Raw genomic sequence first — 16,110 nt, 5'->3', positions numbered from 1 at the left:
TGACCGATTATATGCCGAACGGAATTCCCTCCGCGTCAGAACATTCCTCAGGCGCGGGAGAAGCGGAAGACGGCCACGGTGGTGTTCTGCACGGCCGCCAGAACGGTGCCGCCGGTGGTCAGGGTCCACTGGTCGGTGAGGTTCGGCGAGGCCATGGGGCGGTTCCACGCCGGCTCGCCGGTGACCGCGTTCCAGCCGTACAGGCCCGGGCCCGTGGTTCCGGCCACGCCGGTGCAGACCAGCCCGCCGGCGGCGACCAGGGGAGCGGTGTCGTCGGCGGGGGTGCCGGCCGACCAGAGACGGCGTCCGGTGCGGGCGTCGAGCGCGATCAGGCGCCGGTTGTCGAGAACGTAGGCGCGCCCGCCGCTCACCAGAGAGGTCCGGTCCTGGCCTCCCGGCACGGCCGGCCGGTACTGCCACTTCTCCCGGCCGGTGGCCAGGTCCAGGGCGTGGAGGACGGCGCCGCCCACGTAGGCCGTGCCGTTCGCCACCGTGATCGTGCCGTTCTCGCCGCCGGGATCACCGGTCCACACCGTCCGGCCGGTGGCGGCCGACAGGGCCTCGAGCGCGTTCGCGGTCGTGCCGGCGAAGACCAGGTCTCCCGTGCCGGGAAAGGTCATTCCCGACGTGGCGTACGCGCGGGTCCAGCGGACCGCGCCGGTCCCGGCGTCGAGCGCGAAGAGGTGCTGCTCGTTGTCGGTGCCCTCGCCGGACGCGGCGATGAGGCCGCCGTTCTGGATCCCCCGGAGCTCGGTCGCCGCCGGAGCGTGGTGGGTCCACCGCCGCCTGCCGGTACGGGCGTCGAGGCCGATGATCGTCCCGTCCCGGTCGATCAGCGCGAGCAGCCCGCCGGCCGGGCCGCACAGGCCGTGCACGGTGAAGCCGGACGGCAGGGACGAGCTCCAGCGCCGTGCCCGTGAGGAGGGGTCCATCGCCACGATCTCGTCGCCCTGGACCGTGTAGATGAGAGTGCGGTCGGTGGCGACGCCGCGCATCGGGGCCGACCACAGGCTCCGTCCCGTGGCGGCGTCGTAGGCCGACGACGTCGTGACGGACCCGAAGACGACGACCGCGCGGGCGAAGACCTGCGGCGTCATGATGTCGCCGCCGGTGGGCAGGGTGGCTCGCCACAGGAACCGGGGCGGGGGCGTCGCCCGCCCGCCCCGGGCCGTCGCCGCCAGCGCCGCCGCGGTGCCGCCGCCGGCCGCCGCGAGACCGGCCGCCGCGGCCCCGCCCAGCAGCAGCCGGCGCCGCGCCCGGGCGCGGGTGACCGCTCGCAGGTCCAGGACGAGCGTGTGCTCGCGCTGCCCGAGTTCATGGTCGATGGTGTCGGGCAGCCAGCCGTCCGCGAGCGGCCGAGCGGCCAGCAGCCGGGGCAGCAGCGCGGCGGGCGGACGACGGCCGGGGTCGGCGCTCAGACAGGCGGTGACCATCGCCGTCAGCGACGGCGGCACGCCGTCCAGGTCGGGCGGCTCGTGCAGGGTCCGGTGGATGACGGTGTGCACGGGCCCGGTTCCGAACGGCGGGCGACCGGTGGCGGCGAAGGCCAGCACCGCGCCGAAGGCGAACACGTCGCCGGCCGGAGACAGGTCCGCTCCCCGGATCTGTTCGGGCGACATGTAACCCGGCGAGCCGATGAACTGGCCCTCGGAGGTGAGCCGGGTGCGGTCGGCGGCCCTGCTGATGCCGAAGTCGATGACCCGTGGGCCGTCCTTGGCCAGCAGGATGTTGGCCGGCTTGAGGTCGCGGTGCAGCAGCCCCGCCCGGTGGATGGCGACCAGCGCCTCGCCGAGCCCCGCGCCGAGCGTCCGCAGCACCTGCTCGGGCATCGGGCCGTGCCGCTCGACGGCGTCCTTCAGGTTGAGCCCGTTCACGTACGCGGTCGCCAGCCAGGGCACGGTCCCGTCCGGGTCGGCGTCCACGACCGGGCTGGTGAAGGCGCCGCTGACCATTTTCGCGGCCTCCACCTCGGCGCGGAACCGGGCCCGGAACATCGGGTCGTCCGCCACCTCGGGCCGTACGACCTTGACCGCCACCGCCCGGCCCGCGGGGGACACGCCCAGGTAGACGCGGCCCATGCCGCCCTCACCCAGCCGCCGCAGCAGCCGGTACCGGCCCACCCGGCCGGGATCGCCAGGCTTCAGAGCCGCCATCAGGAAGCGCCCCGGAAGCAGTACAACCGCCGGTTGTCGGTCGCGTAGACCGCCGACCCGGACACGGCCAGACCCCACTCGCCGGCGTTGTAGGACGGCCCCCAGTGCGCCCAGGCCGGCCCGCCGCCGGTGCCGGCGACGAAGAAGCCGGCGTGCTCGGTGACGTGGGCCGAGTTCGAACTGCCGGTGAACGTCGCGGCGAGAAGGCGAGAGGAGCCACCGGCGGAGGCGCCGGGCAGGAAGTCCAGGTCGGTGGGGCTGGAGGTCTGCTGCCACCGAAGGGCCCCGGTGGCCTGGTCATAGGCGTAGAACCCCTTCTGCCCGGCCATGTACACGGCGGGAGCCAGGGGCAGCACGGGGCGTTGAAGGTCGTCGGCGGGCTTCTTCCACGCCGGGGTCCCGTCGCGAGTGCTGATCGCCTGGAAGCTGGATTGGCCGGAGGCGCCGAAGAACAGCAGGCCGTCGCCGAGCGTCAGAGGGTACGCCTTGGATCTGCTCGCCTCACCGGTGAACCAGGTATGGGTCCAGCGCCGCGCCCCGGTGGCGGCGTCGAGACCGATGATCTTCGAGGGAGTCATGACGTACAGCGAGCCGCCGTCGGTGACGCCGGTGACCGACTCGGCGTCGCTCGGATGGCGCCACCGGACGCGCCCGTCGCCCAGGTCCACGGCGAGCACGGTCGTCCGGTCGCCGTCCCCGCGCACGCCCACGAACGCCGTGTCACCGGTCATCCCGTACGCGTCGGTGACCTCGCCGGGCAGCTCGACCGGCCTGGCGTCCCCCGTCCTCGCGTCGATGACGTGAACGACGTCCGCCTCGGAGGTGTCCCGCGCGCCGAGACCGAGGACCGTGCTTCCGAAGGCCCGATAGCCGGGGCCGAACGTGTCACCGTTCGGGCGGCTGAGGGTCCAGAGCCGGCGCCCCGAGGCGGCCTCGATCCCGCAGAACCCCTCGCGTCCGCGCCATACCAGCACGTCGCCCGCCACCGAGAGACCCAGATCGAGGCCGTCGGCGAGGTCCCCGGGCCAGGCCAGGGACCAGGCGGGCCCGGGCGCCGCCACGAGGCCGGTCGCTCGCGGGGCCGGCTCGGCGGGCCTCGCGCTCCGGCGCGTCAGCGCCCACGCCGTGGCGCCGCCGCCGGCGCCCACCACGCCGACGGCCGCGACGGCCGCCAGGCGCAGGACGCGTCGTCGGCTCGGGTGGTTCGCGGCCGTTTCTTCGACCCGCGGCGGAGGCGTGGTGACCGGCGCGTTCGACACCGCGGCGGCCTCCGCCTCCCGTACGGCCACCTCCCGGCGGAGCGCGGGGGAGATGAGCGCCGCCGGATCGGAGGGGGCGAACGCCTCCAGCAGCGCCGCCGGCTCCGGGCGGCCGGCCGGCTCCTTGTCCAGGCAGGCGGCCAGCAGCCCGCGCAGCGGCGCGGGCACCCCGTCCAGCCGCGGCTCTCCGTACAGCACCTGGTAGAGCAGGGAGGCCGAGTCCGCGGAGTCGAAGGGACCGACGCCGGTGGCCGCGTACACCAGCACCCCCGCCAGCGAGAACACGTCGGACGGCGGGCCGACGTCCGCGCGGGCGGTGATCTGCTCGGGCGACATGTACGCCGGTGTCCCGACCATGCCGCCGCTACCGGTGAGCCGTGAGGCGTCGAGGTCCTTGCTGATGCCGAAGTCGATGACCTTGGGGCCGTCGTCGGCCAGCAGGATGTTGCCCGGCTTGAGGTCGCGGTGGACCAGGCCCGCCGCGTGGACGGCCAGCAGCGCCTCGGCCAGCCCGGCGCCCAGCGAACGCAGCCCGGCCTCCGGCATCGGGCCGAGGGCGTTGACGGCCTCGGCCAGCGTGGGCGCGGCCACGTAGCCGACGGCGAGCCAGGGCAGCGGCGCGTCGGCGTCGCCGTCCAGCACCGGCGCGGTGTAGAGGCCGCTGACCCTGCGGGCGGCGGTGATCTCCCGCCGGAACCGCGCACGGAAACCCTCGTCCTCGGCGTACTCCGGCCGTACGATCTTGAGGGCGGCGAGCCGGGCGCCCGGCGACCGGGCGAGGAAGACCGTTCCCATGCCGCCGGCGCCCAGGCGGGCGAGCAGCCGGTACTGGCCGACCCAGGCCGGATCTCCGGCTTGAAGCGGATGCAACGCACGTCCTCCAGCGAAGGTCAGGCCTGGAGGAGCAGCCTAACAAGCAAACAGATACCGCTGTCTATAAGGAGGACGGGCCCGTGGGCGTGCGTCACTGGGAGGCTGGGGACATGCGCATCACGTTGGTCCTCGGGGACATCACGGAGCAGGACACCGACGCGGTCGTCAACGCGGCGAACTCCTCGCTGCTCGGCGGCGGTGGGGTGGACGGGGCGATCCACCGCAGGGGCGGACCGGAGATTCTGGCGGAGTGCCGGCAACTGCGGGCGTCGAAGTACGGCAAGGGCCTGCCGACCGGACAGGCGGTGGCCACGACCGCCGGACGACTGCCCGCCCGCTGGGTGATCCACACCGTCGGCCCGGTGTACGCCAAGTCGGAGGACCGGTCCGCGCTGCTCGCCTCCTGCTACCGCGAGTCGCTCCGGGTCGCCGCCGAACTGGGCGCCCGCACGGTCGCCTTCCCGGCGGTCTCGGCCGGCATCTACGGGTGGCCCCTCGACGACGCGGCCCGCATCGCGGTCGGCACCGTCCGCGAAACCGAATCCCCGGTGGAGGAGGCCCGTTTCGTGCTGTTCAGCGACGACGTGTACGCGGCCTTCGCCCGCGCGCTGAAGGGCTGACCTGCCTCAGGCCCTCATAGGGCAGGCGGGCAGGTGGGCGAACCAGTCAACGATTGCCGCAGTGCCACGGACCGCGGTCCCGAGGTGCCGGGAACCCTCGTAGTCGTGGCGGTTCCACGCGACCAGCAGGTAGGTCGTGTACGCAACGGCCGTCTTCGGGTTGATCCCACGGCCGGCGAGGAGAGCCGGAATCTCGGCGTCGCGGAAGGCGTACGCGCCGCTGATCGGTGCGACGGCGCCGCGCCGGTACGAGGAGTCGGCGCCGTCCTGCGAAGCCGGCCGAGCCGAAGGTGATCGCCGGAGCGGACGAGAAGTCGCCCTCGCCGATCGAGGGGGCGTCCCCGCCGTTGACGATGACGCGGAGCCCCGGAGCGGGAGGGGCCCGCGCCCGGCGGCCTCCTGCGGCCGGTCAAAGGCCACCTGGTCGTGGAGCGACGGTGGGCCAGGGGACGGTCACCTCGCCGAGACGCCACCGTCCCCGGCCGCCGAGTGGCGGGGTGGTGTGCACCGGGAACTCGCGGGAGAGCAACTCCACCGCCGCGATCCACCGCTGGCGCGGGCCGAACACCGAGCGGGGCGCCGCACTGGCCCACGCGCGGTCGAAGGCGGTCAGCAGCGCGTGCACCGGCTCTCCGGGCACGTTGCGGTGGATCAGCGTCTTGGGCAGCCGTTCGGTCAGGTCCGAGGGACGGGACAGCGTCGGGAGGTGCGCCGCGAACGTGATCGTCTGCGGTACGCCGGCCGGCTCGCCGTCGCGCGGGCGCGGCACCGTCCGCCGGCCGCCCGGCCCACGACGCCGGGACGCCTCGCGCGCGTTGCCGGACTCCCACGGGCCGGCCGTCTCTGGCCTGCCTCCCGCCTCCCGCGCGCTACCGGATTCCCCTCGGCCGCTCGGTTCCCACGGGCCGGCCGCCGCTGGCCCACCTTCCGCCTCCCACGAGCTTCCGGGCTCCCGCCGGGCACTCTGTTCCCACCTGCCGCTCCGTCCCCACAGGCCGCCGGCCTCCACCGGGCCACGCGCCGCCGGCACGTCCGCGCGGGCCGGGGCCTCACCGGTCGTACGGCGCAGGGACACCCACACCGCGCGGCGGCCGATCTCGTCGCAGGTGCCCTCCACGAGCACACCGCCGGGGGCCAGGCCCGCGCACAGGCGGTCCCAGGCCTGCCAGGCCTCGGCCTCCTCGTACTGCCGCAGCACGTTGAACGCACGGATCAGCGCCGGCGGCCGTTCCACCGGCAGCTCGAAGCCGCCGAGCCGGAACGACAGCCCCTCCCGTTCGTACGGCCGGGCCGCCGCGACGCGGTCCGGGTCGATCTCGATGCCGACGACCTCGACCCGCGGATGCACCGCGCGGAGCCGGCCGAACAGCTCGACGGTCGTGATCGGTGACGCGCCGTACCCCAGGTCCACGACGAGCGGCCGTTCCTGGCGGCGCAGTTGCGGGCCGTGAACGCGGACGATCCAGCGGTCGACGCGGCGCAGCCGGTTGGGCGCCGTCTTCCCCCGTGTGATCGTCCCCTCGGGACGCCGTGCCCGAGGCATGCGCCGGCGCGGTCCCTCAGACCCGGTGGACCTTGTGCGGGGCGGCCTGGGCGCGCGGCTTCACGTCGATGCGGTCGATGTTGACGTGCGCGGGCCGGGTCACCGCCCAGGCGACGCAGTCGGCGATGTCATCGGCGACCAGCGGCTCGGCGACGCCCTCGTACGTCTTGGCCGCCTTGTCCGCGTCGCCCTTGAAACGGACCAGCGAGAACTCCTCGGTCTCCACCATGCCGGGCGCGATCTCGGTGACGCGGACCGGCTGGTCGTACAGCTCCAGGCGGAGCGTGTCGTTGACCGCGGCGGCGGCGTGCTTGGCGGCGGTGTAGCCGGCGCCGCCCTCGTACACCGCGTGCCCGGCGAGCGAGGTGATGTTGACGATGTGGCCGGCGCCGCTCTCGACCAGCTTCGGCAGCAGCGCCTTCGTGATGCGCATCAGGCCGAGCACGTTGGTGTCGTACATGCGCTGCCAGTCGTCGGGGTCGGCGGCCGACACCGGGTCCAGGCCGAACGCCCCACCGGCGTTGTTGACCAGCACGTGGCAGCCGCGCACGGCCTCGGCCAGGGCGGCGACCGACTCCGCCGAGGTCACGTCGAGCGCGTGAACCGTGGCGGGACGGCGCCCGGCCGGATCCGCGGCGTCGATCTCCACCTTGAGCTTCTCGAGGCGGTCGAGCCGGCGCGCGGCCAGTACGACGTCGAATCCCTCGGCGGCGAGCCGGCGTGCGGTCGCCGCGCCGATGCCGCTGCTCGCCCCGGTCACCACTGCTGTCTTACGCACGGGAGCCATCATCGCAGCCCGTTTGCGGCCGGGCCGACCGGGGACACCCGGCGGGGGAATGTCGCGTTGCGGTGGATAGGTTCTCTTATCGGAGGTGGTGTCCGTGTCACGTCTTGCCCGGGTGGCGACGATCAGTGTTCATACGTCGCCCCTGGACCAGCCGGGTACGGGGGACGCCGGGGGAATGAACGTCTACATCGTCGAGGTCGCCAAGCGGCTGGCGGAACGCGGCATCGAGGTCGACCTGTTCACGCGGGCGACCTCACGGGCGCTGCCGCCGGACGTCGAGCTGGCACCTGGCGTGATGGTCCGGCACGTCACCGCCGGACCGCTGGAGGAACTGGACAAGTCGGAGCTGCCGCGCCAGATGTGCGCGTTCACCTCGGGCCTGCTGCGCACCGAGGCCGCCCATGAGCCCGGCCACTACGACCTGATCCACTCCCACTACTGGCTCTCCGGGCAGGCGGGCCACGCCGCGCGCCTGCGCTGGGGTGTCCCGCTGGTCCACTCGATGCACACGCTCGCCAAGGTCAAGAACGCCGCGCTCGCCGACGGCGACGCGCCGGAGCCGCTCGGCCGGGTCCTGGGCGAGCAGCGGGTCGTCGAGAGCGCCGACCGCCTGATCGCCAACACGGCCGACGAGGCGGAGCAGCTCCGCACGCTGTACGACGCCGATCCGCATCAGGTGCAGACCGTCCTGCCCGGCGTCGACCTGCGGACGTTCACGCCGGAGGACACCGAGGAGGCGCGCCATCGCCTCGGTGTGCCGCGGGACCGCGCGATGCTGCTGTTCGTCGGCCGCATCCAGCCGCTGAAGGCCCCGGACGTGCTCGTCCGCGCCGCGGCCGCGCTGGTGGAGCGCGAACCGCGCCTGCGCGAGCGCCTGCTCGTCACCGTCGTGGGCGGCCCCAGCGGCTCGGGCCGTACGCGGCCCACGGAGCTGGTCGAACTCGCCGCGCGCCTGGGCGTCGCCGACGTCATGCGCTTCGAGCCGCCGTGTCCCCAGGCCGAGCTGGCCGACTGGTACCGCGCGGCCGACGTCACCGTCGTGCCGTCGCACAGCGAGTCGTTCGGGCTGGTCGCGGTCGAGTCGCAGGCGTGCGGCACGCCCGTGGTCGCGGCCGGGGTCGGCGGCCTGCGCACGGCCGTGCGCGACGGCGAGTCCGGGGTGCTCGTCCGCGGACACGACCCGGTCGACTACGCCCGCGTGCTGGCCGACCTGCTCGGCGCTCCGGGCCGGCTGCGCCGGATGTCCGCTGCCGCCGTACGGCACAGCAGGGCGTTCGGCTGGCAGACGACGGTCGACCGGCTGCTGGAGGTCTACACCCAGGCGGTGGGGGAGCGGGCGATGGCCGCGTCGGCGTGAGCGCCCGTCGTACATGATGGAGGCTTTCCAGAGCGACCCGAGGAGCGATGATGAGCGAGGCGGACACGTCACTCAAGGCGATCCTGGACGATCAGGGGCTGGAGTACGAACGGCCGCGCGCCGGCGCCTACCTGGTCAAGCTGCCCGGGCAGCACAAGCTCGCCACGATGACCTGGCTCATCGTCGGCGGGCACAGCCTGCACGTCGAGGCGTTCTTCTGCCGTCAGCCGGACGAGAACCACGAGGAGTTCTACCGGTTCCTGCTCCGCAAGAACGGCGGGATGTACGGCGTGGCGTTCGCGCTGGACGAGACCGGTGACGTCTACCTGGTCGGCCGGCTGCCCCTGTCGGCGGTGACGCCCGAGGAGATCGACCGCATCCTCGGCTGCGTGCTCACCTACTCCGACGACAACTTCGACCGCGCGCTGGAGATCGGATTCGCCGGCTCGATCCAGCGGGAGTGGGACTGGCGGGTCAAGCGCGGTGAGAGCCTCGCCAACCTCCAGCCGTTCGCCCGGATCATCCTCGGTGCGGGCGATTGAAACGCGTTTCAGTTTTCTGTACGGTTCCGTTACTGATCGTGGCGAGTGGTGGTTGAGTTCTGTCCGGCAGCTCGGATCGAACGGGGGTACGTCATGGATGACCGGGCCGGGGAGCCACGCGAGGTCGACCTGAGCACCCCCAACGTCGCCCGGATGTACGACTACTACCTGGGCGGCAAGGACAATTTCGGCGCCGACCGGGAGGCCGCCGAGAAGGCCCTGGAGTTCGCGCCGCAGATCCGGCTCGCGGCCCAGCAGAACCGGGCGTTCATGGGCCGCGCCGTACGCCACCTGGCCGAGACCGGCACCCGGCAGTTCCTCGATGTCGGCACGGGCCTGCCGACCCAGAACAACGTCCACGAGGTGGCCCAGCGCGTCGCTCCGGACGCCCGCGTGGTCTACGTGGACAACGACCCGGTCGTGCTCACCCACGGCCGCGCCATCCTCGGCGGCGCCCAGAACGTCGACATCGTCCAGGCCGACATGCGCCACCCCGAGGAGATCCTGGACGACCCCGAGGTGCGCAAGCGCCTCGACTTCGACCAGCCGATCGCGATCCTGCTGCTGGCGATCGTGCACTTCCTCACGGACGCCGACGACCCCGAGGCGGTCGTGGCGCGGTTCCGCGAAGCGCTGCCGCCGGGCGGTCACCTCGTGCTGAGCCATGTCTGCGGCGACGCGCTTCCCGACTCGGTGCCCGGCGTCACCGAGGTCTACCGCCACTCCACGATGCCCATCGTGGCCCGTACGCCGGACCGCATCCGCGGCTTCTTCGGCGATCTGGAACTCCTCGAACCCGGCGTGGTCAACGTCGCCCAGTGGCGCCCGGACTCGGTGGAGACCCGCCGTATCGCCGACAAGTACCGCCGTCCGTACTTCCTGGCCGGGGTCGCCCGCAAGGCCTGAGCCCGCGGCGCGTACGCCGAGGGCGACCCGCGTTTTCCGGCGGAGAAGGTCCACCCAGTAGGCTCGCTGGCTATGGCGACATTGGTACTTCTCCGGCACGGAGAGAGCGTCTGGAACGCCGAGAACCTGTTCACCGGCTGGGTTGACGTCGACCTGTCCGAGAAGGGCGAAGAAGAGGCGGTCAACGGGGGTGACCTGCTGCTCGACGCCGACCTGAAGCTCGACGTCGTGCACACGTCGGTGCTCAAGCGCGCGATCCGCACGGCCAACATCGCGCTCGACGCGGCGGAGCAGCTGTGGATCCCGGTCCGGCGGTCCTGGCGGCTCAACGAGCGGCACTACGGCGCGCTGCAGGGCAAGAACAAGAAGCAGACGCTCGAGGAGTTCGGCGAGGAGCAGTTCATGACCTGGCGCCGCTCCTACGACACGCCGCCTCCGCCGATCGCGGACGACGACCCGCTCTCCCAGGTCAACGACGCGCGCTACGCGCTCCTGCCGTCGGAGCTCATCCCGCGCACCGAGTGCCTCGCGGACGTGGTGGACCGGCTGCTGCCGTACTGGTACGACGCGATCGTCCCGGACCTCGCCGCAGGCAGGACCGTGCTGCTCGCGGCGCACGGCAACTCCATCCGGGCGCTCGTCAAGCACCTCGACGGCATCTCCGACGAGGACATCGCGGGCCTGAACATCCCGACCGGCATCCCGCTGCTGTACGAGCTCGACGACGACTTCGAGCCGCGCAAGAAGGGCGGCGAGTACCTCGACCCGGCGGCCGCGGAGGCGTCCATCGAGGCGGTCAAGAACCAGGGCAAGAAGTAGTTCTGATCATGAAAAGGCCCTCTCACCTGCGTATCTTCCGCAGATGAGAGGGCCGCGTGCGCGACTGGTTTCCACGGCCGTCGCGGCGGCGTTCGCGGCCTCGCCCCTCGTCGCACCGGCCGCCATCGCGGGTGACCACCTCTCCCGGGAGGGCGCCGCGATCCTCACTCCCCTCGCGGGAAGGCGTAGCTCGTGGGGATCCTGCGCGGGGGCGCTCCGTAGACCAGCGTTATCTCACGGTGCGGAAGAAGCGCGATCATCGCCGGGTCGCCGGTCCGCTCGACGCCGTCGACGTAGGCGGTGAGCGAGTGCTCCGCGTCGGCCGTGAACCCGCCGAGGTGCGCCGGCTCGAGGCGCACGCCCCACTCCATGAACACCTGCCCCAGGGTGAAGCGTTTGCCGGGGTCCGAGGACGCGACGACCAGGATGCCCTTGCCGCGCGTGCGCACCTCGGAGAGGAGCCTTCCATCCACCCCCAGACCGGGGGTGACCCGGATGGGCCTGCCGTTCGCGAAGATGTCGAGATGGCTGTCGAAGCGCCGGGCGGTGCCCGCCGCCGGGCCCATGGCGAGCCCGGCGGCGTCGGCGCCACCCGCCTCGTTGAGCGGCTTGGTCCACGGCGGGGGCTGTGTCCCGAACGAGTAGTGCACCGTCGGTAACGGCGCTTCGTGGGCCTTGGGCGGATTCGCCACGCTGGATCTTTCCGTCGTGCATCCGCCCGCCGGTGCGAGTACGAGGCCCGCGACGACGGCCGGTCCGGCCCAGGACCACCCGCCCGTCCGGCGGCGGACCGGCTCTCGTCCGCTGACCATGGCGTCGCCTCGCTCCCCGTCATTACCCGGCGACGCGTCAGGCGCCGCCCTCACCCGGACGATCTCACCCCGAGAAGATCGATCGCCGCCACCGTTCGGCCGAGGTCGGCCGCCCCTCCGCCGAGCCGGCGCCGCGTGTCCGTACCGGACGTGGGCGTGTTGTGCCGTCGGTTTCCGGCTGGAAGCATGCCGCGATGAGCACGACACTCAGGGCCTTCGTCCTCGGCACGCCGGATCCGCCCGCGCTCGCCGACTTCTACCGTGACCTGCTCGGCATGACCGAGGTGAGCCGCGAGCCGGAGTGGGTCCGGCTGCGCTTCGCCGACGAGGAGCGGCCCGGCCTGAGCTTCCAGCTCGAACCGGACCACGTCCCGCCGGTCTGGCCGCCGCGCCCCGGGACCCCTCAGATGCAGGCGCACCTCGACGTCCTCGTCGACGACCTCGACGCCGAGGTGGCGCGGGCCGTGGCGTTGGGGGCGACGGTGGAGGAGCACCAGCCCACGCCGGAGGGCGTCCGGGTGATGCGGGACCCGCACGGGCACCTGTTCTGCCTCTTCCTGCTCGGCTGGTGAGCGGCGCGATCCCCGGCCGGGGCGGGACTCCGCGACGGAAGAGGCCCCGGCGATCGCCGGGGCCTCTCGCGTACGGGCGGCGGGTCAGTCCGCGACTTCGCCGATGTCCTCGGGGTGCTGCCCGGTGACCAGGTAGACGACGTCCTCCGCGACGTGCACCGCGTGGTCGGCGAAGCGTTCGAAGTAGCGCCCGGCCAGCGAGATGTCCACGGCCGGCTCTACGCCGTGCCGCCACTTCGGCGACAGCATCGAGTCGAACAGCCGGCGGTGCAGCCGGTCCATCTGGTCGTCGTCGGCGTCCAGTTCGAGGCCCATCTGGACGTCCTGCGAGGCGATCACGCTGCCGGCCTTGGCGATCATGCGCTCGGCGATCTGGCCCATCTCCAGGACGGTCGCGTGCAGCTCCGGCGGGATGGCCGACTCCGGGTGGCGCCGCCGCGCGGTCTTGGCCAGGTGGACGGCGAGATCGCCCATCCGCTCCAGGTCACCGCTCATGCGCAGGGAGGTGATGAGGGTCCGCAGGTCGCTGGCGACCGGCTGCTGGCGGGCCATCAGCTCGAAGACGGTCTCCTCGATGTCCGTCTCGAGCTTGTTGACGTGCTCGTCGGCGCTGATCACTTCTTCGGCGAGGCGCAGGTCGGCGTCGAGCAGGGCGGTGCTGGCGCGGGCCATCGCCGACCGCACCAACCGCGTCATCTCCACGAGCTTGTCGGAGAGACCGTCCAGCTCCTCGTGGTAAGCGTCTCGCATCTGATTCCTTACGGTTTTTGGCGGCTCAGTAGGCAGTTTTATCCGGATAGCAGGATGGTCGTCGGCCGTGAACGGCTGTGGAGGGACAGGTTAACTTTGTGCGAACGTACTTGCAGGTAGGCGCATGCGGGGCCAGAGCTGGCCACGGCCCCGCCTACGATCCAAGATGTGGATGTGGAGGTTGTCGCGACTCTTGCCGGCGCCGCTGGCCTGGTGACCGGTCTGGTGACCGCCCTGGCCGTGCGCGTCAGCGAGCGTGCCCAGCGCCCAGCCGCCGCTCCCGCGCAGGCCGGGGGAGTTCCCGCGGGCGTCGCCTCGGTGCTCAGCGTCCTGCGCTCGTCCGCGGTGGTGATCGACCGTGAGGACCGCGTCCTGCGGGCCAGCTCGGCCGCGCGTGCCTTCGGCCTCGTCAGCGGTGATCGGCTCGTCGTCGACGCCCTCCTGGCCATGGCCCGCCTCGTACGCCGCGACGGAGAGATCCGCGAGGAGGAGATCGAGGTCATCCACGGCCGGCGGGAGGGCCGCTGGTTCGCGGTCCGCGTCGCGCCGATGGGCACGAACGGGCTCGTCCTCGTGCTCGCGGAGGACCTGACCGAGCTCCGCCGCGTCGAGGCCATCCGCCGCGACTTCGTGGCCAACGTCAGCCACGAGCTCAAGACACCGGTCGGCGCCCTCTCGCTCCTGGCGGAGACGATCGAGGACGCCTCCGACGACCCCGAGGCCGTGCGCCGCTTCGCCAAGCGCATGCAGCACGAGTCCGTACGCCTCACGAACGTCGTCCAGGACCTGATCACCCTCTCCCGCCTCCAGGGCGGCGAGCCGGTGGCCGAACCCAAGGTGGTGTCCCTCGACGACGTCGTCCACGAAGCCGTGGACCGCTGCCGGCTCAAGGCCGAACCCAAGGACATCACCCTCGCCATCGGTGGCCGTGAGGGGCTCAACGTCCACGGCGACGAAGAACTGCTCATCACCGCGGTGCGCAACTTCATCGACAACGCCGTCGCCTACAGCCCCGAGCACACACGCGTGGTGGTCTGCACCCGGCTCGCCGATGAGCGGCACGCGGAGATCAGCGTGACCGACCAGGGCATCGGCATCCCGGAGGCGGACCTGCAGCGCATCTTCGAACGCTTCTATCGGGTCGACCCGGCGCGGTCCCGCCAGACCGGCGGCACCGGCCTCGGGCTCGCCATCGTCAAACACGCCGCGACCCGGCATCGGGGCGAGGTCAACGTCTGGAGCAAGGAAGGCTCCGGATCGACGTTCACCATCCGCCTGCCGTTGTTGACAACCTCCGCGACCGCGAAGGAAATCCCTGAGCCAGCCACCGTACGGGAGGCCCCCCAGTGACTCGAGTGCTCGTCGTGGAAGACGAGGAGTCGTTCAGCGACGCACTGTCGTACATGTTGCGGAAGGAGGGCTTCGAGGTCGCCGTCGCGGCGACCGGACCCGACGCCCTCGACTCCTTCGACCGCGCCGGTGCCGACCTCGTCCTCCTCGACCTGATGTTGCCCGGATTGCCCGGCACCGAGGTGTGCCGGGAACTGCGTACCAAGTCCAACGTCCCAGTGATCATGCTGACCGCCAAGGACAGCGAGGTGGACAAGGTCGTCGGCCTCGAACTGGGCGCGGACGACTACGTCACCAAGCCGTTCTCCTCACGTGAGCTCGTGGCCCGCATCCGCGCCGTCCTGCGGCGCCGGGGCGACGTCGAGGAGCTCGCCCCGCCTACGCTCGAGGCCGGGCCGGTGCGCATGGACGTCGAACGCCATGTCGTCACCGTCTCGGGCCGCGAGGTGCCGCTCCCGCTGAAGGAGTTCGAGCTGCTGGAGGTGCTGCTCCGCAACGCCGGCCGGGTGCTGACCCGCATGCAGCTCATCGACCGGGTGTGGGGCGCGGACTACGTGGGGGACACCAAGACCCTCGACGTCCACATCAAGCGGCTGCGGGCCAAGATCGAGCCGGCCCCCTCGACACCGCGTTTCATCATCACCGTACGGGGACTGGGCTACAAGTTCGAGCCCGACGAGTGAGCCCCTCACGGGCGCCGGCTCCACGCCGGCGCCCGTGGACATGAAGAACCCCGCGCGTCGCTCGGCGACGGCGGGGTTTTCCAGTCGTGTCTCAGGCTGTGTGTCAGGCTGACGGAGTGGCCGAGGCCTTCTTCCGCGTCTTCGCCTTGTGCGCTTTGGAAGAGGTGGCGGTCGGCTGCGAGGCCGGGCTGGAGGCCGACGGCGTGGACTGCGGCGTCATGGTCGGCGTGGCCGGCGGAGCCGGTGCGACCGGCGCCGGGGAGTACGTCGAGTAGTAGCCGTTCCAGGGCACGACCGGCAGGTCGACGTTCAGCGTGCCGGCCTGCTGGAAGTGCAGGATCACGTGCACCGTCTCGCCGCCGGAGTACTCCTTCGCCAGGCCCTTGATGATCAGCTTCGAGGACGACGAGGGGGCGGCGGCCGGCGTCGTGGCCGGGGCGACCGCGCGGCTCCGGTTGGCCAGCGGCCGCTGCGGCGGCGTGCTCGTGGTGTTCGGGGCGTCGCCGCCCGTGGGGGTGTGCGTGCGGGCCTTGGGCGTACGGCTCGGGCTCACGCTCGGCGTGGGCGCCGACGGTGGCGCCGGCGGGGTCTTCTCGACCGTGTCCACGAGCTGGTTCGGAGGCAGGGCGAGGGCTCCACCGGCGATCTGCACCGACTGGGCCACCCCCGGGGCCTCGGCCGCGACGAGCCGGTCCGGAGTCGCGGCGTTGTTGACGAACCACGCGTAGAGCGGCGCGTCGGCACCGGCGGCCAGCTTCTTGCCCGGCGCGGGCCCGAGCACGAACGCGTTGCGGACGTCGACCGCGTGCACGGAGGCGTTGACGCCCTCGGCCAGGCGGGTGGGCATCGCGCTCTGCGGATGCCGTCCGGCGGCGCAAGCGGTCACCAGCGGGGCGATGGCGAAGACGCCGGCGACGGCGGTGGCGAGCGCCCGGCGGCTGTTGCGGCTCACGGCGGCCTACTCTCCTTGCGGGTTATTCCGGGATGTTTCGACAGGCGCGCGAAACGCCACACGGAAGCGTAGCGCTAGCCGTGACGGAGAAACGCGGGGGGCCGACGAGGGCGCCTCCGGCGGACCGCCGGG

General features: G+C 72.5%; 15 protein-coding genes. 8 read left to right on the top strand and 7 right to left on the bottom strand.

What is annotated here, in order from left to right; genetic code table 11:
* Window positions 1-47: 47 nt before the first annotated feature.
* Together QSK37_RS14665 and QSK37_RS14660 are read right to left on the bottom strand one after the other, a co-directional pair.
* Window positions 48-2,153, bottom strand: coding sequence for a serine/threonine-protein kinase (locus QSK37_RS14665; protein ID WP_285620697.1), 2,106 nt, complete (start codon window positions 2,151-2,153; stop codon window positions 48-50).
* Window positions 2,153-4,282 (bottom strand): protein kinase domain-containing protein, encoded by a 2,130-nt coding sequence (locus QSK37_RS14660; protein ID WP_285620695.1) that lies wholly within the window; start codon window positions 4,280-4,282, stop codon window positions 2,153-2,155. The genes QSK37_RS14665 and QSK37_RS14660 overlap by 1 nt, the downstream gene beginning before the upstream one ends.
* Before the next feature lie 113 nt (window positions 4,283-4,395).
* Between QSK37_RS14660 and QSK37_RS14655 the strand changes: the two genes are divergently transcribed.
* A complete protein-coding gene (locus QSK37_RS14655) occupies window positions 4,396-4,905 on the top strand; it encodes an O-acetyl-ADP-ribose deacetylase (protein ID WP_285620691.1) in 510 nt (169 codons plus the stop codon).
* A gap of 409 nt (window positions 4,906-5,314) precedes the next feature.
* Here the strand turns inward: QSK37_RS14655 and QSK37_RS14650 are convergent, their stop codons facing one another.
* Window positions 5,315-6,448: a class I SAM-dependent methyltransferase gene (locus QSK37_RS14650; protein ID WP_285620689.1), complete on the bottom strand. Its 1,134-nt coding sequence runs from the start codon at window positions 6,446-6,448 to the stop codon at window positions 5,315-5,317.
* Between the two features lie 16 nt (window positions 6,449-6,464).
* Window positions 6,465-7,226 carry an SDR family NAD(P)-dependent oxidoreductase gene (locus QSK37_RS14645; protein WP_285568293.1) on the bottom strand — a complete coding sequence of 254 codons (762 nt, stop codon included), beginning with the start codon at window positions 7,224-7,226 and terminating at the stop codon, window positions 6,465-6,467.
* Between the two features lie 103 nt (window positions 7,227-7,329).
* Between QSK37_RS14645 and mshA the strand changes: the two genes are divergently transcribed.
* From mshA to QSK37_RS14625, 4 genes are all read left to right on the top strand, one after another.
* Window positions 7,330-8,592, top strand: a complete 1,263-nt coding sequence (gene mshA / locus QSK37_RS14640; protein ID WP_432705565.1) for a D-inositol-3-phosphate glycosyltransferase — start codon at window positions 7,330-7,332, stop codon at window positions 8,590-8,592.
* A gap of 50 nt (window positions 8,593-8,642) precedes the next feature.
* Window positions 8,643-9,134, top strand: coding sequence for a type III secretion system chaperone family protein (locus tag QSK37_RS14635; protein WP_285620685.1), 492 nt, complete (start codon window positions 8,643-8,645; stop codon window positions 9,132-9,134).
* A 93-nt stretch (window positions 9,135-9,227) separates the two neighbouring features.
* Window positions 9,228-10,040, top strand: a complete 813-nt coding sequence (locus QSK37_RS14630) for an SAM-dependent methyltransferase (RefSeq protein WP_285620683.1) — start codon at window positions 9,228-9,230, stop codon at window positions 10,038-10,040.
* Between the two features lie 72 nt (window positions 10,041-10,112).
* On the top strand, window positions 10,113-10,859 hold the full coding sequence (locus tag QSK37_RS14625; protein ID WP_285620681.1) for a phosphoglyceromutase: 747 nt from the start codon (window positions 10,113-10,115) through the stop codon (window positions 10,857-10,859).
* A 164-nt stretch (window positions 10,860-11,023) separates the two neighbouring features.
* On the opposite strand, the gene QSK37_RS14620 is transcribed toward QSK37_RS14625, so the two are convergent.
* Window positions 11,024-11,671 (bottom strand): hypothetical protein, encoded by a 648-nt coding sequence (locus tag QSK37_RS14620; protein WP_285620679.1) that lies wholly within the window; start codon window positions 11,669-11,671, stop codon window positions 11,024-11,026.
* Between the two features lie 194 nt (window positions 11,672-11,865).
* On the opposite strand from QSK37_RS14620, the gene QSK37_RS14615 reads away from it, so the two are divergent.
* Entirely contained in the window at window positions 11,866-12,243 is a 378-nt protein-coding gene (locus QSK37_RS14615; RefSeq protein ID WP_285620677.1) for a VOC family protein, read from the top strand.
* Window positions 12,244-12,327: 84 nt separating this feature from the next.
* On the opposite strand, the gene phoU is transcribed toward QSK37_RS14615, so the two are convergent.
* Entirely contained in the window at window positions 12,328-12,993 is a 666-nt protein-coding gene (gene phoU, locus QSK37_RS14610; protein WP_285620675.1) for a phosphate signaling complex protein PhoU, read from the bottom strand.
* 168 nt (window positions 12,994-13,161) lie between these two features.
* Here phoU and QSK37_RS14605 point away from each other — a divergent pair, with 168 nt between their 5' ends.
* Complete coding sequence (locus QSK37_RS14605) at window positions 13,162-14,343, top strand: sensor histidine kinase (protein ID WP_285620673.1); 1,182 nt, start codon at window positions 13,162-13,164, stop codon at window positions 14,341-14,343.
* Between the two features lie 5 nt (window positions 14,344-14,348).
* Window positions 14,349-15,026, top strand: a complete 678-nt coding sequence (locus tag QSK37_RS14600; protein WP_490246480.1) for a response regulator — start codon at window positions 14,349-14,351, stop codon at window positions 15,024-15,026.
* Window positions 15,027-15,129: 103 nt separating this feature from the next.
* Here the strand turns inward: QSK37_RS14600 and QSK37_RS14595 are convergent, their stop codons facing one another.
* Window positions 15,130-15,978, bottom strand: coding sequence for a hypothetical protein (locus QSK37_RS14595; RefSeq protein WP_285620671.1), 849 nt, complete (start codon window positions 15,976-15,978; stop codon window positions 15,130-15,132).
* Window positions 15,979-16,110 lie beyond the last annotated feature (132 nt).

The organism is Actinoallomurus iriomotensis, assembly GCF_030269445.1.
In the GTDB taxonomy this organism is placed as follows: domain Bacteria; phylum Actinomycetota; class Actinomycetes; order Streptosporangiales; family Streptosporangiaceae; genus Actinoallomurus; species Actinoallomurus iriomotensis.
This window is presented reverse-complemented; position numbering and strand designations above follow the sequence as displayed.